General features: G+C 60.1%; 23 protein-coding genes. 5 read left to right on the forward strand and 18 right to left on the reverse strand.

The window, feature by feature from the left end; translation table 11 throughout:
• The first annotated feature begins 126 nt into the window (after positions 1-126).
• Both PspR76_RS23030 and PspR76_RS23035 read left to right on the forward strand, forming a co-directional pair.
• Positions 127-873, forward strand: coding sequence for a lysophospholipid acyltransferase family protein (locus PspR76_RS23030; RefSeq protein ID WP_159959007.1), 747 nt, complete (start codon positions 127-129; stop codon positions 871-873).
• A gap of 42 nt (positions 874-915) precedes the next feature.
• Entirely contained in the window at positions 916-1887 is a 972-nt protein-coding gene (locus PspR76_RS23035; RefSeq protein ID WP_159959009.1) for a magnesium and cobalt transport protein CorA, read from the forward strand.
• Here PspR76_RS23035 and PspR76_RS23040 read toward each other — a convergent pair.
• The 3 genes from PspR76_RS23040 to PspR76_RS23050 form a co-directional block, all read right to left on the reverse strand.
• A complete protein-coding gene (locus tag PspR76_RS23040) occupies positions 1884-2609 on the reverse strand; it encodes an amidotransferase (protein ID WP_159959011.1) in 726 nt (241 codons plus the stop codon). The two genes, PspR76_RS23035 and PspR76_RS23040, sit on opposite strands and share 4 nt — an antisense overlap.
• A gap of 215 nt (positions 2610-2824) precedes the next feature.
• On the reverse strand, positions 2825-4972 hold the full coding sequence (locus PspR76_RS23045; protein WP_159959013.1) for a 3-hydroxyacyl-CoA dehydrogenase NAD-binding domain-containing protein: 2148 nt from the start codon (positions 4970-4972) through the stop codon (positions 2825-2827).
• Positions 4973-4988: 16 nt separating this feature from the next.
• Entirely contained in the window at positions 4989-6194 is a 1206-nt protein-coding gene (locus PspR76_RS23050) for an acetyl-CoA C-acetyltransferase (RefSeq protein WP_159959015.1), read from the reverse strand.
• 647 nt (positions 6195-6841) lie between these two features.
• On the opposite strand from PspR76_RS23050, the gene PspR76_RS23055 reads away from it, so the two are divergent.
• Positions 6842-7648, forward strand: coding sequence for a c-type cytochrome (locus PspR76_RS23055; protein WP_159961604.1), 807 nt, complete (start codon positions 6842-6844; stop codon positions 7646-7648).
• Between the two features lie 146 nt (positions 7649-7794).
• Here PspR76_RS23055 and PspR76_RS23060 read toward each other — a convergent pair whose 3' ends face one another.
• The 14 genes from PspR76_RS23060 to PspR76_RS23125 all read right to left on the reverse strand — a co-directional run bounded on the left by PspR76_RS23060 (position 7795) and on the right by PspR76_RS23125 (position 19388).
• Positions 7795-8598 carry a transglutaminase family protein gene (locus PspR76_RS23060; RefSeq protein WP_159959017.1) on the reverse strand — a complete coding sequence of 268 codons (804 nt, stop codon included), beginning with the start codon at positions 8596-8598 and terminating at the stop codon, positions 7795-7797.
• Complete coding sequence (locus tag PspR76_RS23065; RefSeq protein WP_159959019.1) at positions 8595-9545, reverse strand: alpha-E domain-containing protein; 951 nt, start codon at positions 9543-9545, stop codon at positions 8595-8597. Before PspR76_RS23065 ends, PspR76_RS23060 begins: the two co-directional genes overlap by 4 nt.
• Before the next feature lie 4 nt (positions 9546-9549).
• Positions 9550-10959, reverse strand: coding sequence for a circularly permuted type 2 ATP-grasp protein (locus PspR76_RS23070; RefSeq protein ID WP_159959021.1), 1410 nt, complete (start codon positions 10957-10959; stop codon positions 9550-9552).
• A 414-nt stretch (positions 10960-11373) separates the two neighbouring features.
• Positions 11374-11715 (reverse strand): ribonuclease E inhibitor RraB, encoded by a 342-nt coding sequence (locus tag PspR76_RS23075; protein WP_003193463.1) that lies wholly within the window; start codon positions 11713-11715, stop codon positions 11374-11376.
• A gap of 213 nt (positions 11716-11928) precedes the next feature.
• Positions 11929-12165: a hypothetical protein gene (locus tag PspR76_RS23080; protein WP_159959023.1), complete on the reverse strand. Its 237-nt coding sequence runs from the start codon at positions 12163-12165 to the stop codon at positions 11929-11931.
• Positions 12166-12268: 103 nt separating this feature from the next.
• Complete coding sequence (locus PspR76_RS23085; RefSeq protein WP_159959025.1) at positions 12269-12874, reverse strand: START domain-containing protein; 606 nt, start codon at positions 12872-12874, stop codon at positions 12269-12271.
• A 41-nt stretch (positions 12875-12915) separates the two neighbouring features.
• Positions 12916-13170, reverse strand: a complete 255-nt coding sequence (locus PspR76_RS23090; RefSeq protein ID WP_159959027.1) for a YkgJ family cysteine cluster protein — start codon at positions 13168-13170, stop codon at positions 12916-12918.
• A gap of 161 nt (positions 13171-13331) precedes the next feature.
• Entirely contained in the window at positions 13332-13823 is a 492-nt protein-coding gene (locus tag PspR76_RS23095) for a translation initiation factor 2 (protein WP_159959029.1), read from the reverse strand.
• A gap of 114 nt (positions 13824-13937) precedes the next feature.
• Complete coding sequence (locus tag PspR76_RS23100) at positions 13938-15380, reverse strand: aminotransferase-like domain-containing protein (protein ID WP_159959031.1); 1443 nt, start codon at positions 15378-15380, stop codon at positions 13938-13940.
• Between the two features lie 252 nt (positions 15381-15632).
• On the reverse strand, positions 15633-16448 hold the full coding sequence (locus PspR76_RS23105) for an OmpA family protein (RefSeq protein ID WP_159959033.1): 816 nt from the start codon (positions 16446-16448) through the stop codon (positions 15633-15635).
• A complete protein-coding gene (locus PspR76_RS23110) occupies positions 16445-16807 on the reverse strand; it encodes a DUF4398 domain-containing protein (protein ID WP_159959035.1) in 363 nt (120 codons plus the stop codon). The genes PspR76_RS23105 and PspR76_RS23110 overlap by 4 nt, the downstream gene beginning before the upstream one ends.
• Before the next feature lie 9 nt (positions 16808-16816).
• Positions 16817-17626 (reverse strand): substrate-binding periplasmic protein, encoded by an 810-nt coding sequence (locus PspR76_RS23115; RefSeq protein ID WP_159959037.1) that lies wholly within the window; start codon positions 17624-17626, stop codon positions 16817-16819.
• Positions 17627-17706: 80 nt separating this feature from the next.
• Positions 17707-18636 carry an electron transfer flavoprotein subunit alpha/FixB family protein gene (locus PspR76_RS23120; RefSeq protein WP_159959039.1) on the reverse strand — a complete coding sequence of 310 codons (930 nt, stop codon included), beginning with the start codon at positions 18634-18636 and terminating at the stop codon, positions 17707-17709.
• Positions 18637-18638: 2 nt separating this feature from the next.
• A complete protein-coding gene (locus tag PspR76_RS23125; protein ID WP_159959041.1) occupies positions 18639-19388 on the reverse strand; it encodes an electron transfer flavoprotein subunit beta/FixA family protein in 750 nt (249 codons plus the stop codon).
• 520 nt (positions 19389-19908) lie between these two features.
• Between PspR76_RS23125 and PspR76_RS23130 the strand changes: the two genes are divergently transcribed.
• The gene (locus tag PspR76_RS23130) at positions 19909-21573 is read left to right on the forward strand and encodes an electron transfer flavoprotein-ubiquinone oxidoreductase (protein WP_159959043.1); all 1665 of its coding nucleotides are present in this window, start codon (positions 19909-19911) and stop codon (positions 21571-21573) included.
• A gap of 168 nt (positions 21574-21741) precedes the next feature.
• On the opposite strand, the gene PspR76_RS23135 is transcribed toward PspR76_RS23130, so the two are convergent.
• Positions 21742-22635, reverse strand: a complete 894-nt coding sequence (locus PspR76_RS23135) for an AraC family transcriptional regulator (protein ID WP_159959045.1) — start codon at positions 22633-22635, stop codon at positions 21742-21744.
• A gap of 181 nt (positions 22636-22816) precedes the next feature.
• Between PspR76_RS23135 and PspR76_RS23140 the strand changes: the two genes are divergently transcribed.
• On the forward strand, positions 22817-23869 hold the full coding sequence (locus PspR76_RS23140) for an NAD(P)-dependent alcohol dehydrogenase (protein ID WP_106576183.1): 1053 nt from the start codon (positions 22817-22819) through the stop codon (positions 23867-23869).
• The last annotated feature ends 9 nt before the right edge of the window (positions 23870-23878 follow it).

Genomic DNA, 23878 nt, shown 5'->3' on the forward strand with positions numbered 1-23878 from the left:
GGCGATATCGGCACACGCTGAAACATGTGCTTAAACATCGCCTATCTCCTACGTCTGTAGGGGCAATTGCCGAATACAGTGCACATCCGTACACTGCGCCACCTTTTGTCCCGATGGGCCGTGTCGATGCTTTTTTTGTTACGTATGTTGTTGATGGGCCTGCACTTTATCGTCGCCGGTGTGCTGGGCGTGCTGTTGGGTATCTGTCGGCCGTTCAACCCGGACAACAGCCGCCTGTGTGCTCGCCTCTATGGGGTGCCTGCGATGTGGCTGTTGCGCCTGAAGGTGAAGGCGGATGTCGACTCGCTGCGCAACAAGCCCGGCACGTGCGTGATCATCGCCAACCACCAGTCCAACTACGACCTGTTTGTGCTGGGCACTGTGGTGCCGCATCGCACGGTGTGCATCGCCAAGAAAAGCCTGAAATGGGTGCCGCTGTTCGGCCAGTTGTTCTGGCTGGCGGGCAATGTGCTGATCGACCGTGGCAATGCGCACAAAGCGCGGCGCGCGATGCTCACCACCACGCATACCTTGCAACACGAAGACACCTCGATCTGGGTGTTTCCGGAGGGCACGCGCAACCTGGGCAAAGGGTTGCTGCCGTTCAAGAAAGGCGCGTTTCATATGGCAATTGCGGCCGGCGTGCCGATCGTGCAGGTGTGCGTGAGTAATTACGTCACGCACATGCAGCTTAATCGTTGGAACAGTGGTGATGTGCTCATACGTTCGCTGCCGCCGATTCCTACTGAGGGGCTGACTTCGGATGACATCCCGCAGTTAATGCAGGCGTGCCAGAAGCAGATGGATGAATGCATTGCAGCGATGGACCGCGAACTGCAAAGCGCCGTAACAATCGAACTCGCTTCCAGCTAAGCTGCCCAACACCTGTCCTCCTAATAAGAAGCGATCAGCACCATGGGTAGAGTTGTTGCGGCGGCCGTTTACAGCGCCGGTAAGAAAGTCACTGATATCACCCTCGACGAAGGCGCAGCCTGGGCCGCCAAACCCGACCACTTTGTGTGGATCGGCCTGGAAGAGCCCAACGCCCACGAGCTGGCCAACCTGCAACGCCAGTTCAACCTGCATGAACTGGCCATCGAAGACGCCCTGGAAAAGCACAGCCGCCCGAAGCTGGAAACCTTCGGCGATGCGCTGTTTATCGTCACCTATTCACCGGTGCGCGAGAACGGCAAGCTGGAGTTTATCGAAACCCATATTTTCGCCGGCAACGGCTACATCATCACCGCTCGCAACGGGCATTCGGCGTCCTACGGCTATGTGCGTCAACGCTGTGAGGCGCGGCCGTTGTTGCTGGAGCATGGGGAAGATTTCGTACTCTATGCGCTGCTGGATTTCGTCACCGAAAACTACCAGCCGGTGAGCGAAGCGATCCACGCCGAGATAGATGAGCTGGAGCGCAACGTGCTGTGCAGTTCACTGAGCGAGCGCGATATCCAGAACCTCCACGGCCTGCGTCGCGATGTGCTGCGGCTCAAGCGCTACGTGGCGCCGATGGTGGAGATCAGCCAGGAATTGCAGAAGCTGAGTTTCCCGTTTATCGACAAGAACATGCGCCCCTACTTCCGTGATGTGCAGATCCACGTGACGCGGCAGATGGAAGACCTCACCACCTTGCGTGATATTGCCAGCCAGACCATCGAGATCGGTGTGTTGCTGGAGGCTTCACGCCAGAGCGTGGTGCAGCGCAAGTTCGCCGCGTGGGCGGCGATCCTGGCGTTCCCCACGGCGGTGGCGGGGATTTATGGGATGAACTTCCAGAACATGCCCGAGCTGCAATGGCATTACGGCTATTTTGCGGTGCTCGGGTTTATTGCGGTGGGCTGCACCAGTTTGTGGGCCAGCTTCAAGCGTTCAGGTTGGCTTTAAGCCGCTGCCTCTGGCTTGTGTGCGACAAAGCGCATCATCCATTCCGCCACGGTGACGCCGTGGTGGTCACGTTCGAGGCTCGCGACGCCGTTGGTGTAGACCTTTTCGCCCAGAGTTGTCTGAAGAATCTCCAGCAGCTCGCGGGAATAGTCGTGGATGAATTCCGGGTGGCCCTGGAAACACAGCACCTGGTCGCCGATGTGGTAGGCGGCGAACGGGCAAAAAGCGCTGGAGGCGATGACCGTTGCGTTTTCCGGCAAGGTGGTCACTTGGTCCTGGTGGCTGATCAGTAGCGTCAATTCTTCCACTTCCGGGCTCATCCACGGCGCTTTTGCGTCGAGTTTATAGTCGTGAATGCCCATGCCCCAACCCTGGCCGGCGCGTTCGGTCTTGCCGCCCAGCAGCAGTGCCAACAGTTGGTGGCCGAAGCAGATGCCGAGCAACTTGTCGCCGCGCTCATAGCGCTGGAGCAGGTAGGTTTTGAGGGTCTGGATCCACGGGTCGGTGCCAAAGGAATCGGCCTTGCTGCCGGTGACGAGGTAGGCGTCAAACACTTCGTCATCCGACGGGTATTCGCCCTGCACCACGTTGTAGACCACGAATTCGGCGGCAATCGGTTGCTTGGAGAACAGGCGCTTGAACATCTGCCCGTACCCTTGGTACTGATCGATCAAACCTGGACGCAGGATATCGGTTTCCAGGATACAGACGCGTAGCGACATAAAAAATACCTGACACGGTGATGGGAATAATGCACACCCCAGAGCCTGCCTTGAAATGTACCTGCAAAGCAAGTCCCGCCAGGTGACTCACTGTGGGAGCTGGCTTGCCTGCGATGGCGTCATATCAGCCGGCAAAGGTCTTGGCTGATACACCGCTATCGCGGGCAAGCCCGCTCCCACATTGGTTTTCTGTGATTCAGTGTAGGGTGTTTCGGTCAGGCGAATATTTCTCCTCGTGCCGCTTTCTCAAGCAACAACGCCGGTGGCGAGAACCGGTCACCATACTGCTCCGCCAGGTAACGCGCCCGGGCGATGAAGTCGTTCAGGCCGTACTGGTTGATAAACTGCAGCGCGCCGCCACTCCACGCGGCAAAGCCGATGCCGAAGATCGAACCGACGTTGGCGTCAGCCGTGGACATCAACACGCCCTCCTCCACACACCGCACGGTTTCGATGGCCTGGATAAACAGCAAACGGTCGCGTACATCCTGTGGCGAAATCTGTTTGTCGGGCTGTTCAAAGCGCGCTTTCAGCTCGGGCCACAGGTGTTTCTGCCCACCTGCCGGGTAGTCGTAAAAACCGCCACCGGCCGCCTTGCCCGTGCGTTTGTACTCGTTCACCAACAGGTCGATCACCTGCGTCGCCGGATGCGTCGGCAGCGCCTTGCCTTCCGCCTGCAGGTCTTTCGCCGTTTGCTGTCGGATATGGCTCATCAAGCTGAGCGACACTTCATCCGACACCGCCAACGGTCCCACCGGCATGCCGGCCTTGCGTGCCTCCGTTTCGATCATCGGCGCAGCCACACCTTCGCCGAGCATGGCAATGCCTTCATTTGTAAACGTGCCGAACACCCGCGAGGTAAAGAAGCCGCGACTGTCGTTGACCACGATCGGGGTTTTCTTGATTTGCAGTACGAAATCAAAACCTCGGGCCAGGGTTTCGTCGCTGGTGTGGGTGCCCTTGATGATTTCCACCAGCGGCATCTTGTCGACCGGGCTGAAGAAATGCAGGCCGATGAACTTGCCTTGATCGGGCACGGCGTTGGCCAGGCCGCTGATGGGCAAGGTGGAGGTGTTGGAGGCAATGACGGCGTCGGCACCGACCACATTTTGCGCGGCGGCCGAGACTTTGGCCTTGAGGTCACGATCTTCAAAAACCGCCTCGATGATCAGGTCGCAGCCAGCCAGGTCGGCATCAGCGGCCGTAGGATGAATTCGCGCCAAGGTGGTTTCCCGCTGCTCGGCGGTCAATTGCCCACGGCTGACCTTCTTGTCCAGCAGCGCAGCGCAATGCGCCTTGCCCTTTTCGGCAACGGCCAAGGTGACGTCTTTGAGTACCACGTCGATGCCCGCACACGCGCTGACGTAGGCAATACCCGCGCCCATCATGCCCGCGCCGAGCACGCCGACCTTACGCGTGACGTACGGCGCAAAGCCTTGTGGCCGCGAGCTGCCGGCGTTGATTTCATTGAGCTGAAACCAGAAGGTGCCGATCATGTTTTTCGCCACCTGCCCGGTGACAAGCTCGGTGAAGTAACGGGTTTCGATCAGGTGCGCAGTGTCGAAATCCACTTGGGCGCCTTCCACGGCGGCGCAGAGGATTTTCTCCGGCGCCGGGAAGCAGCCCTGGGTTTTGCTGCGCAACATCGACGGTGCAATCGCCAGCATTTGCGCCACTTTCGGGTGGGAAGGCGTGCCGCCAGGAATCTGATAACCCTTGGTGTCCCAAGGCTGCCTGGCTTCAGGATTGGCGAGAATCCAGGCGCGAGACTTGACCAGCAGCTCATCGCGGCTAGCCGCCAGCTCATTGATCAACCCTGCTTGCAGCGCCTGTTGCGGCCGCACCTTTTTGCCCTCCAGCAAATACGGCAAGGCCTTCTCCAGCCCCAGCATGCGCACCATGCGCACGACCCCGCCGCCGCCCGGCAACAAGCCCAAGGTGACTTCCGGCAAGCCGAGTTGCACCGCCTTGTCGTCCAGCGCGACGCGGTAATGGCACGCCAGGCAAATCTCCCAGCCGCCGCCGAGTGCTGCGCCATTGATGGCGGCCACCACCGGTTTGCCGAGGGTTTCCAGGCGACGCAGTTGGGCCTTCAATACCCGCACGCCGTCATAGAAATCCTTGGCGTGGGCCTTATCGACTTTGATCAGTTCGTTGAGGTCGCCGCCAGCGAAAAAAGTCTTCTTCGTCGAGGTGATTACCACACCAGCGATGTGGTCCTTTTCCGCTTCCAGGCGTGCGACGGTGGCCGCCATGGCCTCGCGGTACACGCCGTTCATGGTGTTGGCGCTCTGGTCGGGCATGTCGAGGGTCAGCACCACGATCTGGTCCTGGCCTTTTTCGTAACGAATGGCTTCGGTCATGTCAGGTTCCTTGGGCTCAGAGGCGTTCGATGATGGTGGCGATGCCCATGCCACCGCCGACACACAAGGTGGCCAGGCCGTAGCGTTGCTGGCGTACTTCCAGTTCGTCGAGCAGAGTGCCGAGGATCGCGCAGCCCGTGGCGCCCAGCGGGTGGCCCATGGCGATGGAACCGCCGTTGACGTTGACCCGCGCAGCATCGATGCCCATGTCCTTGATGAACTTGAGGACGACAGACGCAAACGCTTCGTTGACTTCAAACAGGTCGATGTCTTCCACGCGTAAACCGGCCTTGGCCAGGGCTTTGCGCGTAGCCGGTGCCGGGCCGGTGAGCATGATGGTCGGATCGGTGCTGGTGACTGCCGTGGCGACGATGCGCGCGCGCGGTTGCAGACCTAACTCGCGGCCTTTGGCTTCAGAGCCGATCAACATCAGCGCCGCACCGTCGACAATGCCGGAGCTGTTGCCCGGTGTGTGAACATGGTTGATGCGTTCCACATGGCTGTAGACCCGCAAAGCAGTGGCGTCAAAGCCCATTTGGCCCATCATTTCGAAGCTGGGCTTGAGCTTGCCCAGGCCTTCGAGGGTGGAGTCGCTGCGGATAAATTCGTCGTGGTCCAGCAGCACGATGCCGTTCTGGTCCTGCACCGCGATCAGCGACTTGTTGAAGGAACCGTCTGCGCGTGCCCTGGCCGCTTTCTGTTGTGAGTGCAGGGCGAAGGCATCGACGTCCTGGCGGGTGAAGCCTTCCAGGGTCGCGATCAAGTCCGCGCCGATGCCCTGGGGTGTGAAATGGCTGTGCATATTGGTCTGCGGGTCGAGCACCCAGGCGCCGCCATCGCTGCCCATGGGCACCCGCGACATGGATTCAACACCGCCGACCACCACCAGGTCTTCGAAGCCGGAGCGCACTTTCATCGCGCCGAGGTTCACCGCTTCCAGGCCCGAGGCGCAGAAGCGGTTGATTTGTACGCCGGCGACGCTGACGTCCCAGTCCGCCACCAGCGCGGCGGTCTTGGCGATGTCGGCGCCCTGGTCGCCCACCGAGGTGACACAGCCGAGGACGATGTCATCCACCTGGCGTGTATCGAGGTCGCTGCGTTGTGCCAGCGCAGTGAGCAGGCCTGCCACCAGATTTACCGGCTTGACGCTGTGCAGGGCGCCGTCGGCCTTGCCCTTTCCCCGGGGCGTGCGTATCGCATCAAAGATCAAAGCTTGGGTCATGACGTCCTCGAACGCTGTGCGTGTGTGCCCCTACCTTAGGCCCGATTGACACGGTTTCAATGACGGATGCGCTCATTGCTTTTGACCCCCACGCTCGGACGAACGGTAGGGTGCTATGGGAAACGCCGGGTTAATCGTTTTAGCTGTCTAGCCAAGGCATTGGCGCCAAGATGGCGATAGGCCTCATGCCTTTTTAAGTAGAAATAATGATTAGCTGATATGAAATGGATCTAAGCCACGAAGAACGAGGGCTCTAAGGTTCAATCAGTAAGAAGTTGCTGCCGGGTTTTGCTGGGGCAACTGTAAGAAAAGCGACACGTCACGTTGCGATACTGAAAAAAAACGGCACGCATTTGACGCTCAGGAATAACAACAAAAGGCAGTCAGCCATGTTCAAACATACCAAAGTACGTCAGGCGGGACTTATTCTGTTCGCCACCACACTGATTCTGATCTTGCCCAACTTGACCAAGGTTATTGGGTGACGACGCGACCCTCACATTCTGTGCACTCATTGCACCAGGACTGCAGCTTTTGGCAGCACCTGCCGGGACATTGCGTATAGCGGTCCTGTTGCAGGGGCTGTCTTTTTGCGTGCGAATTTCCGGTATCGTGAGCGCCATCGCCACTTCGAACCGGGCTCACTCTTGAAATCGATCCTTGCCTTCCTCGCCTTGCTGTTGACCTTGCCGGCAACGGCTGCGCAGTTGACCATCGAGTTGGATAACAGCAGCAAGACCTGGCAAACCGCCGACCTGCTCAAGCACCCGGCTGTGCAGACGGTACAGATCGTCGATGACGTGTCCTACAAGCGCAATATGACGTATCGCGCGGTGCCGATGGCCTCTCTCCTACCAGGCTTGAAACCTGAAAATCACCTGCAAGCGGTTGCCCTTGATGGGTTCGCCGCCGAGCTGGCGGCGGCGCCACTGCTGGAAAAACACGGCGCACGCGCCTGGCTGGCGGTGGAAGACCCAGCCCATCCGTGGCCCGCGCTGGCAGAGGGCAAGCCGAGCGCCGGGCCGTTCTATCTGGTATGGACCGACCCACAGGCAGGGAACATCAGCCCGGAGCAGTGGCCGTTCCAGATGTCCGGGATCAAGCAATTGAAGACGGTAGCCGAACGTTTTCCGGCGTTGTTGCCGGACCCGAAATTAGCCGCGAATGACCCGGTCAACCAGGGCTTCGCGCTGTTTCAGAAGAACTGCCTGGCGTGTCACCGCCTCAACGGTGCCGGCGATGCGCAGGTGGGGCCGGACCTGAATATTCCCTACAACCCCACCGAGTATTTCAGCGGGGATTTCCTCAAGCGTTATATCCGTGATCCGCAGAGCCTGCGGCATTGGCCACAGGCAAAGATGCCGGCGTTCGCCGCCAGTGTGTTGCCGGACGGCGAGCTGAATCTGCTGGTGGGGTATTTGAAGCATATGGCGGGACGTAAGCAGCAGCCTTGAGCCTGGCGAAGACTCTGGAAACACCACCGTTTACTGTGGGAGCTGGCTTGCCTGCGATGGCGGTCGGTCAGTTAACCCATTTACAGCTGAACCGCCGCCTTCGCAGGCAAGCCAGCTCCCACATTTGATCTGCTTCGTTCTATAGATTACTGCTGCTGCACCAAAATCACCGGCGTCGGCGCCACAAACACCTTGGCGTGCATCTGCTCATGCCCGCCGCCCCGGCGCATGCCGCGTACCGGGCAGGCGTCGAGGTAATCCAGGCCTACGGCCAACTTCAAATGCCGCTCCGGCCGGGCCAATTGGTTGGTCACATCGAAGCTGTACCAGGCGTCATCCAGCCAGGCCTCGGCCCAGGCGTGGCTGGCCAGGTGCGTGCTGTCCTCCGAGTACAAATACCCCGACACATAGCGCGCCGGAATCCCCAGGCTGCGCGCGCACGCCAGGAACGCATGCGTATGGTCCTGGCATACACCCGCACGCCCGGCGAAGGCCTTGGCGGCGCAGGTGTCGACTTCGGTGGCGCCGGGCGTGTAGACCATCGACTGGTTGAGCGCGTGCATCAGGTCGATCAATGCCGTGCGGTCACGGCGTAGATGGCAGTGCTGCTCGGCAAAGCCACGCAGGGCCTCGTCAGGTTCGGTCAGGCGCGTGCTGCGCAGGAACGGAAACGCCGACTGGCTCTCGTGCTCCGCCTCGCGCAATTCGTCGATATCCACTTGGCCACGCGCGCCGATGATGATGGCGTCGTGGGGCTCGTCAAGTGTCAGCACATGCAGGATGTTGCCAAACGGGTCGATCTGGGCGCGCACCGGGCGCGGCAAATCCAGCTGCCAACTGAGCACGTGCTGGCGCTCGCTGTCGTGGGGCGTGAGGCGCAGGTATTGGATGCTGGCGCGTACCTGGTCTTCGTAGTGGTAGGTGGTTTCGTGGCTGATGGAGAGTCTCATGCGGCCTCCAGGTAGGAACTGTAGATGGCGTCGCCCAACTGGCGAACCAAGGGGATAAAGTCGGTCAGCCAGGCGTGCAGGCCTTCCTCGAGGATTTCGTCAATCGCGGTAAAGCGCAGGCGCGCGTCCATCTCGGCGGCCAGGCGCTGGGCCGGGCGACCGTTAAGGCCTGGCAGGCTGGCGAGGATCTGGTCGATCTCTTCGCTGCAGGCGCGCAGCGAACGCGGCACGTCGGCACGCAACAGCAGCAACTCCGCGACTTGCCGGGCGCCGGGGGCGTCGCGGTAGATCTCGGTGTAGGCCTCGAACGACGACAATGCGCGCAACAAGGCGCTCCACTGATAGTAGGCGTGGGCCGTGCCGTCACTGACGGCGGCGGCCTGATCGCCGGCCATTTCGTAGCGCGCATCGAGCAGGCGCAGGGTGTTGTCGGCACGCTCGATAAACGTGCCCAGGCGAATAAAACGGAACGCATCGTTGCGCATGATGGTGCCGTAGGTGGCGCCGCGAAACAGGTGCGAACGCTCCTTGACCCATTCACAGAACCGGCTCATGCCGTAACGGCTGAGCCCCTGCTGGGCAATATCGCGAATATCCAGCCAGGTGGCGTTGATGTTTTCCCACATGTCGGCGGTGATTCGCCCACGCACCGCATGGGCGCTGACCCGTGCGGCGCCGAGGCAACTGTAGATGCTGGCCGGGTTGGCCGCGTCCAGCGCGAAAAAGTGCAGCAGGCGCTCGGCGTGCAGTTCGCCGTGGCGCTCGTGGTAATCATCGAGGGTGCCGGTGATCAGCAGCGGCATCGCCAACTCATGCAAGCCGTCACCGCGTCCGTCCTGGGGCATCAGCGACAGCGAGTAGCTGACATCGAGCATGCGCGCGAGGTTTTCCGCGCGTTCCAGGTAGCGCGACATCCAGTACAAATCCGAGGCAGTTCTACTCAACATGGCATCAGTCCTCCACCACCCATGTGTCTTTGGTGCCGCCGCCCTGGGACGAGTTGACCACCAGCGAGCCTTCACGCAGGGCCACGCGGGTCAAGCCGCCGGGGACCACACGGGTTTCCTTGCCGGACAACACAAACGGCCGCAGGTCGATATGGCGCGGCGCAATACCGTTTTCGACGAAGGTCGGGCAGGTGGATAAACACAGCGTCGGTTGCGCGATATAGGCGTGGGGCTTGGCCTTGATGCGGGCGCGAAAGGCTTCGATTTCGGCTTTGGTGGACGCCGGGCCCACCAGCATGCCGTAGCCGCCGGAGCCTTGGGTTTCCTTGACCACCAGCTCGGGCAGGTTGGCCAACACGTGGGACAGCTCGTCAGGCTTGCGGCATTGGAACGTAGGCACGTTCTTCAGGATCGGCTCTTCATCCAGGTAAAAACGGATCATCTCGGTGACGAATGGGTACACCGACTTGTCATCCGCCACCCCGGTGCCAATCGCGTTGGCCAGCACCACATTGCCGGAGCGATACGCCGCGAGCAGGCCGGGCACGCCGAGCATGGAATCCGGGTTGAAGGCCAGCGGGTCGAGGAACGCGTCGTCGAGGCGGCGGTAGATCACATCGACAGCCTTGGGGCCGTCGGTGGTGCGCATGAATACGCGGTCGTCGCGCACGAACAGGTCGGCGCCTTCCACCAGTTCCACGCCCATTTCGCGCGCGAGAAACGCATGCTCGAAGAACGCGCTGTTGAAGCGCCCCGGTGTGAGCACCACCACGCTGGGGTTATCCAGCGGGCTTGAGCTTTTCAAGGTGTCGAGCAGCAGGTTGGGGTAATGGTCGATGGGTGCTATGCGCTGGGCGGCGAACAGTTCGGGGAACAGGCGCATCATCATCTTGCGGTCTTCGAGCATGTAGCTGACGCCGCTCGGCGTGCGCAGGTTGTCTTCCAGCACGTAGTAAGTGCCGTCACCATCGCGTACGAGATCGACCCCGGAGATGTGGGAATACAGATCGCGGTGCAGGTTCAGGCCCTGCATGGCCAGTTGGTACTGCTCGTTGGCCAGCACTTGTTCGGCGGGGATGATCCCGGCCTTGATGATGCGCTGCTCGTGATACAGGTCGGCGAGAAACATGTTCAGCGCCTTGACCCGTTGGATGCAGCCACGCTCGACGATCCGCCATTCACTCGCCGGAATGCTGCGCGGGATGGTGTCAAAGGGGATCAGGCGCTCGGTGCCCTGCTCGTCCCCATAAAGGGTGAAGGTGATCCCGGCGCGGTGGAACAGCAAATCAGCCTCACGCCGGCGCTGGGCCAGCAGCTCGGCCGGCGTGTCGGCCAACCAGCGGGCGAACTCGCGGTAATGGGGGCGGACCAGCCCTGCCCCGTCGTACATTTCATCGTAATAAGTGCGGATCATGCCGTACTCCTTGTCACCCGGGCGCTAGAACCATCGCAAGGCCCGTGCCAGCGGCATAAAAACTTAAAAATCAGTGAGTTGAATAAACCCCGGAATCTAGCTGCACCGTCCTGGTGCGCAGAATGCCCGGCGTCAGGTCCCGCGCTTCATCACAATGCGGGCTTTGACTATCAACAGCATAGCCAGAGTTGATTTCACTGCCCGCCTGCCCCTGCGGATAATCACTCCCATCTGCTGAACAGGATGCGTCCTACAGCTTCAGCGAACCGCTCTTCCCTTTAGGCCACCCTCTTTGGGTGGCTTTTTTTTGGTGCAGGAACCTGCAACGCAAGTTCCGCGAATATTCCTGGCGCACAAACAAAATCGGCCGACCCAAAGGGTCAGCCGATACGCTGTGTTGCTCATAAAGTGCCGCTACATGGGTAACCCACGCACCTCCTGCTTGACGCCCCATCCCTCGATGATCCCGCCCAAAGGCTCGACCACCGCTTCAAAGTCTTGCTCGAAGTCTCCTATGCCGTCGTAGGTTGCGAACATGATTTTGCTCAGTTCCAGGTACCAGGCGCCATCATCGCGCGCGCTGACCTGGGCATTCAGGGATTCCCCACGAAATCGACCCGCAGCCCTGCGCGCCCGTTCCTCATCCGGGAAAATGGCGTAGAACTCAATGGGGTGGAAACGTGAGAAGTCGAAACCGCCTTCTTTCATGCGGCGCAGTACGTTGGTGCTGATGTCTTCTTGATAGGCTGTGCTCATGAAACGTCCTCCTCAAACTGATGGATAGACTTTCCGTGCTTCCCGAAGACCGCGCCCTGCTGGCGCGGGTGCTACGGCATTAACGTCACCGCGGGAAAACAAGCATGTAGCTGACAAGACCAGACCTTAGCGATTCATTCGCTGATCTCACTTGCAGAGTAGCGCGAAGCTATCACCTCCACCAGAGGCGCTTGAATGACATACAGGGAATGTTCAGGCGGCGGGCGAGATGTCGAGGATTTGAATGCTGTTCTGGTCTTTGAGAATCTTGACCGTAGGCTCGGGTTTACGGCCCTCAAGGTCATTGAGGTCGAGCTCGGCAGCCACGGGCACGAGCTTGTTACGAATCATGTGTGCCGCATCTTCGAGGCTGGGCTTGTGATCGCAGGTGAACTGCTCGACGGACTGTACGCCGTGATCATCAACGAAGGTAATTTGCCACGTTTGCATCGGTGCCTCCTCGATAAAACCCGTGTGTGGGCTTACAACTATCTGGACCTTGAGGGCTCGGCAAACGTTCCACTCAAGTCAGGAGGCACCCGATTAACTGCGGTTATTTTTCAGCGTGTTCTTTCAACGCTTTCAAGGTGTTGAACGGCGCGTCCACCACGAACTTGTTGGCCAACCACGACGGCACGCTGCCACCTGGCTCGGTGTGCACCTGGTAGGTCACTTCGGTCTGGTTGTCGCCTTTGGGCACCAGCTTCCAATAGCCATCTACCTGGGCCACGCGCACGTAGCCTTTGACTTCCGGCTGGTAGGTCGGCACTTCCAGCAGTTTACGGGTCACGGTGCCGTCAGCCGCCTTGGACGTGGTGATCTCAAGGATCGAGTCGCGGTCGGTCACAGGGAACGGTGCCTTGAACTGGGTGTAGGTCCAGCTCTTGTCACCTTCGGTCTTGAGCAGTTTTTGCGATTTGCATTCATGGATCCAGGAGCAGGCACCGGCCACGTCTTCCTGCAGGGCCTGGATCTTGGCGACCGGCGCCTTGATCACGGTCACACCGCGATACGCCTTGTACTTGGAGCCGGCAATTTCGCTCAGGGACACCTTGATACCGTCTTCGTCCTTGGCGACTTGCCAATCCTCAGCCTGGGCAGTGGCAGCAAACAACACTGTAAAACCGCACAACACAGCCATTCGTTTCAGCGAACCCATCGTTGTATTCCTTATTGTTGAAGTTCTGATAGTAAAGCCCATCAAGCCGCCGTCATCTGCTCCCACCAACCGATCAACCGGATCGCATCGGCCTGGTCAGTGCCACAGACATCCGGATCCGCCTTGAAATCACTGCACACCGCTGGGCGTTCCGGTTGGCCAAACAGCTGGCATAGCTGTTCGACCGACAGGTGCAGGCAGCGTTCGCCCGCCGGTTTGCCGTTAGGCATTCCAGGTAATGGCGAACTGATGGAGGGGGCGATGCAGCATGCGCCACAGCCTTCACGGCATTTCATGACCAGCAGGTCCTCGACGACTCAATATGGATGGCCGGGCTAGAGTACGCCCTTAAACAGCCGTTTTAAAATGGTCTAACAGGGGTTTTTCGCAGAAAACAAAAGTGACTGACCAGTCTGCGACAGATGGTCAGTGGGCAACGTCACCTTTGCGGGAAAATTTATTGCTTGAATTCGAAGTCCAGCGCGGCGCCTTCCACGTCGCGGCGCTCCTCGTTGCGCAGTTGCAGCTTCATCTCATTGCTGAGCAGGCGACCGTTGATCTGGAACGCACTGTTGTCGGCGGGCTTTTCACCAAACATCGGCGGCAGCAAGGGCACGCTCTTGGGTTTGGGCATGGTACCAATGGGTTGCAAGTGCCTGACCATTTCCGACGGCAGGGACAAGTCCAACTGTGCCGATGGCAGTTTGGTCTGTGCCACTTCATGGGCGGATTTGGATTTGCTCGCAATCGGTGCGCGCTTTTTAACGGTGGCGGCTTTCTTCTTGGTCGCCGGGGCTTTTTTAGCCGGGGCCGGCTTTTTCGCGGCAGTTTTCTGCGAGGCATTGGCGGCGGGCTTGTTTTCAGCCACAGGGGCTGCCGCCAGCACCGTGCCAACATTGCACAGGCTTAACAGGCCAATCACCACAGCAGCGCGAAAAATAGAGGTCATATCGCCAACAGCATTAACGGCAGAGGGCCATATGCTCGCTTTTTGTACGCGGCCTGACAAGTCTGGTGATTAGCCAGCTACCGTTAATGTCCCCTTTAGACGCCTCAATCGACGCTATAAAAGTCCGGCTGCGGTTTCCTGACACAGCTGGCTGGCCAGCATCCCCAACGTCATCAGCGCCCGCTCTGCCTCGCGGTTCCACGGCGTACCGCAATTGAGGCGAATACAGTGGTTGAACTGTTCCGTATTACTGAAAATTACCCCCGGTGCGATGCTGATGCCCTGCTGCAATGCGCGTACGTGCAGTTCCTGGGTATTGACCCGTCCGGGCAAACTGACCCACAAGATGAAGCCGCCGGTCGGGCGAGTCATCTGTGTGCCTTCCGGGAAGTATTGCTGCACCGCCAATTGGAAGGCGCTGAGATTCTTGCGGTATTCCTGGCGGATGTAACGCAGATGGCGGTCGTAACCGCCGTTCTCCAGGTAGGCCGCAACCCCCATCTGGGTCACGCTGCAGGCCGAGTGGGTGCTGAACATCTGCAGCCGCTGGATTTCCTGCTGGTATTTGCCGGCGATCATCCAGCCGATGCGCACACCGGGAGACAAGGTCTTGGAAAAGCTCGAGCAGTAGATCACCCGGTCGAGGCGGTCGTAGGCTTTCAGGGCCTTGGTGCGGCCCAGTTCGAACATCAGCTCGCCGTAGATATCGTCCTCGACAATCTGGATATCGAAATCCGAGGCCAGGCGCAGCAACTGTTTCTGGCGCTCCTCGGGCATGGTTGCGCCCAACGGATTGCTCAAACGCGTGGTCAGCACCAAGGCCTTGATCGACCATTGGTTGGCCGCCAGTTGCAGGGCTTCAAGGCTCATGCCGGTGGACGGGTCGCTGGGGATCTCGATGACTTTGAGGCCCAACAGGTCAGCCAGTTGCAGCAAGCCGTAATAGGTCGGTGATTCGGCGGCGATCAAATCGCCTGGGCGGGTCAGCACGCGCAGCGACATCTGCAACGCGTCGACACAGCCGTGGGTGATCACCACTTCGGAGGGGTCTACCACCACGCCGGCGTCGCGCATGCGAATCGCCACCTGGCGGCGCAGCGGCTCAAAACCGGGGCTGAACATGTAGCTGAATGCCCGTGGGCTCTGGAAGCGCGTGACCTTGGCCAGTTGCTGGTGCAGCGCTCGCACCGGCAGGTAATCCACACTCGGCACGGCGGCGCCCAACGGGAATACGCCTTCGCGGCGTGACTCGACCAATACCTGCTGGATGATGCTGCTGCGGGTGACCAACCCCGGGCGCTCGACCCGCGCGATGTCCGGCGTCGGCGCCGTCAGCGCCGGCGTCTGGTGCACGTAGTAACCCGACTGCGGCCGCGCCCGGATCAGCCCCTGGTCTTCCAGGTTGGCGTAGGCCTGCAACACCGTCGCGTGGCTGACGTTGAGCTGGGAGCTCATCTTGCGCACCGAAGGCACACGCTCGCCGGGTTGATAGACACCACGGCGGATGTCCTCAGCCAGTTGCTGGGCGATACGTTGGTAGAGCAACAGATTGGTCATGACGCAGCACTCGATTTCACGGGTATTTTATTTTTGTGTGAAACATACCGGCACAGTTTAGAAGTGTACGGGGACAGTTGCGAGAATAGTCGAGCGCGGGCGGCAGTGATAGAAAAAACTGTGAGGGTGTACCCCGAACAAAAATGTGGGAGCGGGCTTGCTCGCGAATGCGGTGTGTCAGCCAATGAAATGTTGACTGACACACCGCATTCGCGAGCAAGCCCGCTCCCACAGGTTGATCTGCGACAAGTGTTAGCGGGCAGCGCCTAGCTGGCCCTTGTCGTCGGAGAAGACAATTTCCACCCGGCGGTTCTGCGCGCGGCCACGTTCCGAGGCGTTGGCTTCCACCGGGTACTGGTCGCCATAGCCTTCGACCTGGATACGTTTTTCGTCGATGCCCAAATCCATCAGCACATCGGCCACCGATTGCGCACGGTCGCGGGACAGTTTGAGGTTTTCCTGCTCGCCACCGGTGTTATCGGTGTAGCCCTCGATGCGCACAACGCGCTTGGGATTCAGTTGCAGAAACTGCACAATCTTCAGCACTGTGCGGTTGGCTGAGTTTTGCAACTGCGCCTCACCTGTGTCGAACAGCACATCGCCCAGGGTCATCACCAGGCCGCGATCGGTCTGGGTGGTGGTCAGGCTGGCGATTTGCTCTTCGAGCCACTTGCCCTGTTGCTGCACGCTGGCCAGTTTGTTTTCGCGCAGAGCCAATTGCAGGCGTTGGCGCTCCAGTTCGAGCTTGGTGCCGCGCTCGGCGTTGAGCCCCTGCTCGGTATGTTCGCGGGCGATCGCGCTGTAACGCTGGCTCAGGTAGGCGTAATGCACCACGTCGGCGCCGCTGCCCCAGTAGCTCGACAAGCGATCGGCACGGGCCAGGGACTCACCGGCGCGAATCACATCCTTGGGCGCGAAGCGCAGCACATTGGCGTCTTCCTTGACCTTCTGGAAATCGGCGCCGGCCTGTTGCAACGCCTGCTCGCTGTTCGGCTGGCTCGCGCAACCGGCCAAGGCGGCGCTGCCCAGCAGCAACACACAGCTCAAACCACGGATCATCGGGCTCATTGGGCTTCTCCCAGCTGCAATTGCTTGCGCAGGCGGGTGATACGCGTGTTCAGCACGTTGAGTTGCTCCTGGCTCTTGCGGGTCAGAATCTTGGCCTCAGCGAGGCGCGCGTCCAGTTCCGCCTGTTCGGCGCGCATGCGTGCGTGTTTATAGGATTCGTCGGCCATGTCGGCCTTGGCCCTGGCGAACTTGTCTTCGGCCAGTTTCAGCTCAGGCGAATCGTCGGTGCTGGCACCTACGGCGCTGGCTTGCTCCAACGCTTGCTGGGTGAGGCGTATTTGCTCATTCGGCGCAGGATCGGCTGCACATCCCGCCAAAGCGACAACGGCGAGGGCCGCGAAAAGAGGTCGAATAGTCACTGTAAATCCTTACTTTGCTGGGGTGCCGACGGGTTGCTGCAATTGCGCTTTCCAGCGCTCAAGGTTGCGCTGCATCGCTGCTTGCACCACACCGGACGCGGGCAATTCTGTCATCTTTTTGGCGAGCTGTCCGTGCAGCCACGGATCGTTGCAGGCGGAGTTGTGGGAAATCGCCAGGTACAAGCCGGGCTGATCGATCGGCACGTCGCGCGCAATCAGGTCGTTGCTCATGCCCAGGGTCTGGGCCATGGCCATGCCGGAATATCGCCCGGCGAGCACGTAGTCCACTTCCCCGAGCAGCAGTTTCTGGAAGGCCGGCGTCAACGTAGGCAAGCGTTGCAGGCTGAGCTGCTGGGCGGCAAAGGTGTCGAAATCGGCACTCAGGCGTGCGCGTTCGGAGACCGCGCCCTTATGGCCGTGCAAGTCGGCAGCGGTGGTGTAGACCAGCGGCGAATCCTTGCGGGTCCAGACCAGGTAGTCGATTTGCGTCAACGCCGGGTGGATGTAGTCGAGGGTTTCCAACTCGCCCAGGTTCAGCGGCGCATCGGCAAGAATGTCCATGCGCCCGCTGCGCACTTCGTCCAGGGCCAGGGAACGTTTGCCGCCGTAGAGCAGGTCAATTTTAAGCCCCAGCTCCTTGCCCACTTGTTGCAATACGTCAGCGGTGGCGCCGATCAGGTGCGTAGGGTCTTGCGGGTCGCGCCATAACAAAGGCGGCGCGTCCGGGCTGCCGGTGATCACCAGGCGCTCACATTTGCCGGCAGCCAGCGCCAGGCTTGGCAGCAGCGACAAGGCCAACACTACGTGACGCAAATCCATGGCAGTTTCTCCAGGTTAAAAAGGCACGCAAAAAAAAGCCCGGTCCAAAGACCGGGCTCTTTATAAGTGAAGCGGCTGGATTAGACCAGCTTCTCCAACTCAGGTACGGCTTCGAACAAGTCCGCAACCAGGCCGTAATCAGCCACCTGGAAGATCGGTGCTTCTTCGTCCTTGTTGATCGCGACGATCACTTTGGAGTCTTTCATACCGGCCAAGTGCTGGATCGCGCCGGAGATACCGACGGCGATGTACAGCTGTGGCGCAACGATTTTGCCGGTCTGGCCGACCTGCATGTCGTTGGGTACGAAACCTGCGTCGACGGCCGCGCGGGAAGCGCCGACCGCAGCGCCCAGCTTGTCGGCCAGGGCGTACAGGTGCTTGAAGTTGTCACCGTTCTGCATGCCACGGCCGCCGGAAACGACGATCTTGGCAGCGGTCAGTTCAGGACGATCCGACTTGGCCAGCTCTTCGCCAACAAAGCTGGAAGTGCCAGCGTCGTGGGCAGCGGAGACGGCTTCAACGGCAGCCGAACCACCTTCGGCGGCAACCGGGTCGAAACCGGTGGCGCGTACGGTGATGACTTTTACCGAAGCGTTGGACTGTACGGTCGCAATGGCGTTACCGGCGTAGATCGGGCGCTTGAAGGTGTCAGCGCTTTCAACCGAGATGATCTCGGAGATCTGGTCAACGTCCAGCTGCGCGGCGACGCGTGGCAGGATGTTTTTGCCGTTGGAGGTAGCGGCAGCCAGGATGTGGCTGTAGCCCTTGCCCAGTTCAGCAACCAGCGGCGCGACGTTTTCCGGCAGCTGATGCGCGTAGGCGGCATTGTCAGCGTTCAGGACTTTGCTCACGCCAGCGATTTTCGCGGCGGCTTCAGCCACGGCGCCAGCGCCTTGACCGGCTACCAGCACGTGAATGTCGCCACCGATTTTAGCGGCGGCGGCCACGGTGTTCAGCGTGGCCGGGGCCAGCACTTTGTCGTCGTGTTCAGCGATTACCAAGATAGTCATTTTTAGATTACCTTCGCTTCGTTTTTCAGTTTCTCGACCAGTTCAGCCACCGACTTGACCTTGATGCCCGCGCTGCGTGCAGCCGGTGCTTCAACCTTGACGGTCTTGTTGGTGGAGGCGGTGGAAACGCCCAAAGCGTCTGGAGTCACCGACTCAAGCGGCTTCTTCTTGGCTTTCATGATGTTTGGCAGGGACGCATAACGCGGCTCGTTCAAACGCAGGTCGGTGGTAACGATGGCCGGCAGTTTCAGCGAAACTGTTTGCGCGCCGCCGTCGATTTCACGGGTAACAGCAACGCTGTCGCCGCTTACTTCGACTTTGGAGGCGAAGGTGCCCTGGCCGTAACCGGTCAGTGCAGCCAGCATCTGGCCAGTCTGGTTGTTGTCGCTGTCGATGGCCTGTTTGCCGAGGATCACCAACTGAGGCTGTTCCTTGTCGACAACGGCTTTGAGCAGCTTGGCCACGGCCAGGGAGGTCAGCTCTTCAGCGGATTCAACCAGGATGGCGCGGTCGGCGCCCAGTGCCAGGGCGGTACGCAGCTGCTCTTGAGCAGTGGCAGGGCCGATGGAAACCACGACGATTTCAGTCGCCACGCCTTTCTCTTTCAGGCGTACGGCTTCTTCCACAGCGATTTCGCAGAAAGGGTTCATCGACATCTTGACGTTGGCAAGGTCGACGCCGGAATTGTCCGCCTTGACGCGAACTTTCACGTTGTAATCGACAACGCGTTTGACAGCTACAAGAACCTTCATGGATTCCTCGTTACTCTCCGGTGAAAAGAAAGTCGCCTAGGCGAACCTGGCGGTTGATGCTCATCGGCACACAAGGGCACCTCCAAAAACCTCGGTGAGTGACTCAGCGATGGGGAAGTGACGACCGTTCGTCAGTGGTGACTGAGAGGTCATTCTTTATCGCAGCGTGTAAACTGCGCGCCATCGTTTGGGCGCGCGTCACCTGTCTTGCTTTTGGACGTGCTCTTGAAACCTGCAGTCTGCCTACGGTAAGCGCAAAACCGACCGTATATTGACCGGAACGCCTATTCTGGTCAATACGGCAAAATAGCCAGTCATAAGCCGCGCCTCTTTGATTTACCTAGCCTGCGGGCAATTCAAACAAACGTTTGTATTGGACGCTGCCAGTGGTGTAGATATAATGCGCCACCTAGAGAGAAAGGTGGGTCATCGCTGCTGCAAATGCTGTGATGACAGACACGACACCGAACCTCCACCCATTAGAAAAAAAGCCTGTTGAGCCTTGAGTAGGAGATAGCCTGTGGAACGCGAATACATGGAATTCGACGTGGTCATCGTCGGCGCTGGCCCGGCAGGCCTGTCTGCCGCCTGCCGACTGAAGCAGAAGGCCGCCGAAGCCGGTAAAGAAATCAGCGTCTGCGTGGTCGAGAAAGGCTCCGAAGTCGGCGCACATATCCTCTCCGGTGCCGTGTTTGAACCCCGCGCCCTGAACGAACTGTTCCCGGACTGGAAAGCACTCGGCGCCCCGCTCAACACCCCTGTGGTGCGCGATGACATCTATGTACTGCGCAGCCCCGAAGCCTCCACCAAGGTGCCTGACTTCTTTGTGCCCAAGACCATGCACAACGAAGGCAACTACATCATTTCCCTGGGCAACCTGTGCCGCTGGCTGGCCCAACAGGCTGAAAACCTTGGCGTGGAAGTCTACCCAGGCTTCGCCGCCCAGGAAGCGCTGTTCGACGAGAACGGCGTGGTGCGCGGGATCATCACCGGCGACCTCGGCGTCGACCGCGAAGGCAACCCGAAAGAAGGCGTGTACACCCCCGGCATGGAACTGCGTGGCAAGTACACGCTGTTCGCCGAAGGTTGCCGTGGCCACATCGGCAAGCAACTGATCCAGCGTTTCAACCTGGACAGCGACGCCGACGCCCAGCACTACGGCATCGGCTTGAAAGAAATCTGGGAAATCGACCCGGCCAAGCATCAGCCAGGCCTGGTGGTGCACACCGCCGGTTGGCCGCTGGACATCATGAGCACCGAAAACACCGGCGGCTCGTTCCTCTATCATCTGGAAAACAACCAGGTGGTTGTCGGCCTGATCGTCGACCTGTCGTACAGCAACACCTTCCTGTCGCCGTTCGATGAGTTCCAGCGCCTCAAGCATCACCCGGTGCTGGCTCAATACCTGGAAGGCGGCAAGCGCGTCAGCTACGGCGCGCGTGCCTTGGCCAAAGGCGGTATCAACTCGCTGCCGAAGATGGTCTTCAAAGGCGGCGCCTTGATCGGCTGCGACCTGGGCACCATGAACGTGGCCAAGATCAAGGGCAGCCACACCGCGATGAAGTCCGGCATGCTCGCTGCCGAGGCCGTAGCCGAACGCCTGTTCGCCGACTCCGAAGGCGGCGACGAACTGACCAACTACGTCGACGGTTTCAAAGCCAGCTGGCTCTACGAAGAGCTGTTCGCCAGCCGCAACTTCGGCCCGGCGATGCACAAGTTCGGCCCGATCCTCGGCGCCGGCTTCAACTGGTTCGACCAGAACATCCTCGGCGGCAAAATGCCGTTCACCTTGCACGACACCAAGCCGGATTACGCCTGCCTGAAGCTCGCCAAGGACAGCAAGAAAATCGATTACCCAAAACCCGACGGCAAGCTGAGCTTCGACAAGCTGAGTTCGGTGTTCATCTCCGGCACCAACCACGAAGAAGAACAGCCGTGCCACTTGAAGCTCAAGGACCCAAGCATCCCGATTGGCACCAACCTGCCGCTCTACGATGAACCGGCGCAGCGCTACTGCCCGGCCGGCGTCTATGAAGTGATCACCAAGGAAGACGGCGAGAAGCGCTTCCAGATCAACGCCCAGAACTGCGTGCACTGCAAGACCTGTGACATCAAGGACCCTTCGCAGAACATCACCTGGGTGACCCCGGAAGGTGCGGGTGGGCCGACTTACCCGAATATGTAAGCCAGCTGCTTGAACAAAAAAGGCTCCCAACTGGGAGCCTTTTTTATGCCCGACATATATCAACTGTGGGAGCTGGCTTGCCTGCGATAGCGGAGTATCATTCAACCAATCTTTAGCTGACCCACCGCCATCGCAGGCAAGCCAGCTCCCACATTGAGCGGGGTGTGATCAGGCAGCCCGCTCTTCACCGGGGCTGCGCTCAAAATAGCGCTTATATTCACGACTGAACTGCGACGTACTCTGATACCCCACATTGTGCGCCGCCTGCGCCACGCCCATGCCTTCCACCAGCAACAACTGCTGGGCCTTGAGCAAGCGCAACCGCTTCAAATACTGCACCGGCGACAACAACGTGCAACGCTTGAAATGCTCATGAAACGTCGATGCACTCATGTGCGCATAACCCGCCAAGGTCTCGATATTCAGCGGCTCGGCGTAGTGGGCATGCAGGTGATTCAACGACGTGGCGATACGTGAAAACTGCCCCTGCTGCTCGACCAGTGCGCGCAACACATCGGCCTGGGGCCCGCGCAAAGCGGTGAACAACACTTCCCTGACCCGCGCCGGGCCCATGATCCGGCTTTCCAGCGGATCGTGCAGGCACTGCAACAGCCGCTCGACACTGCCGCGCATCGCGTCATCGAGCATCACCGAGCTCATCGACTCCAGGGTCTGCGCCGTCGGCGGCGGCCCGGCCTGCATGCCCATGGCCATGACCAATTCACCGAGCACCACGCGATCAATCCCCACCGTCACCCCGTACAGCGGCGCCTCGGGGGCCATGGCGAACGTCTCGCACTCGAACGGCACCGGCATCGCCTGAATCAGGTAATGCCCGGCGCCATACTCCAGCGTTCTTGGGCCCAGGTAAGCGACCTTGCTGCCCTGGGCCACGAACATCAGGCTTGGCTCGTAGATCTGCGGGCCGCGTGCCACGTCGCAACTGGCGCGCAACACCTGCACGCCGGGCAGGTGGGTCGGGGAGAAACCGTCGCAGGGCGTAAGGCCCTCAATCAAAGCCACCAGCGTGGCATTGGCATCGAGATGGCGAGTCAACAACATGGCAAAAAACTTCGCAAAAAAGGGATGAGAGCATCATCGCAGGTCTCAGGGCACATGAATCCAAACAAGGGGCACTCCCGGACGAATAGGCATGAGACTCGGAGCAATCGCCATGGCCGCATCCGGGCCCGGCGCGGAGAATGCGCCGCCTCCCTAGTTATTCCTGTTGCGAGGTTTCCTCATGTATACCGCCATCGGTTATGCCGCCCAGTCGCCCACCACTCCCCTCGCCCCCATGTCCTTCGAACGCCGCAGCCCGCGCGCCGATGACGTGGCCATCGAGATTCTCTACTGCGGCGTGTGCCACTCCGACATCCACCAGGCACGTAACGAGTGGGGCATTGCCGTGTACCCGCTGATGCCGGGCCACGAGATTGTCGGCAAAGTCACCGCCGTCGGCGCCAGCGTCACCGCGCACAAAGTCGGCGACCTGGTCGGCGTAGGCTGCATGGTCGATTCGTGCCGCCACTGCGACGCCTGCCACGCAGACCTGGAGCAATACTGCCTCGAAGGCCCGACCATGACCTACGCCACCCCGGACCGGGTTGACGGCAGCAACACCATGGGCGGCTACTCCGACAGCATCGTGGTCAGTGAACACTTCGTGGTGAAGATCCCGGCCAAGCTCGACCTGGCCAGCGCCGCGCCGATCCTGTGCGCCGGCATCACCACCTACTCGCCGCTCAAGCACTACGGCGTGAAGGCTGGCGACAAAGTGGGCGTACTGGGCATGGGCGGCCTGGGCCATATGGGTATCAAGTTCGCCAAGGCGATGGGCGCAGAAGTCACGCTGTTCACCCGCTCGGCGAGCAAGGCTGAAGAAGGCCGTCGCCAGGGCGCCGATCACGTGATCGTGTCCACCGACGCCGAGCAAATGAAAGCCGCTGCCGGCAGCTTCGACTTCCTGCTGGACACCATTCCGGTGCAGCACGACCTGAACCCCTACCTCGACGTGCTGCGCTTTGACGGCGTGCACATTCTGGTCGGCCTGATCGAGCCGGTGGACCCGCCGGTGAATGCAGCCAAGCTGGTGCTGGGGCGTAAAGTGCTGGCCGGTTCGTTGATCGGCGGCATTGCCGAAACCCAGGAAGTCCTGGATTTCTGCGCCGAGCACAACATCACCTGCGACATCGAAATGCTCGACATCCGCCAGATCAACGAGGCTTACACGCGCATGATCGCCGGTGATGTGAAGTACCGCTTTGTCATCGACATGGCGACCCTCAAGGCCTGACGCGGAGCG

Source organism: Pseudomonas sp. R76 (assembly GCF_009834565.1).
Taxonomy (GTDB): Bacteria; Pseudomonadota; Gammaproteobacteria; order Pseudomonadales; family Pseudomonadaceae; genus Aquipseudomonas.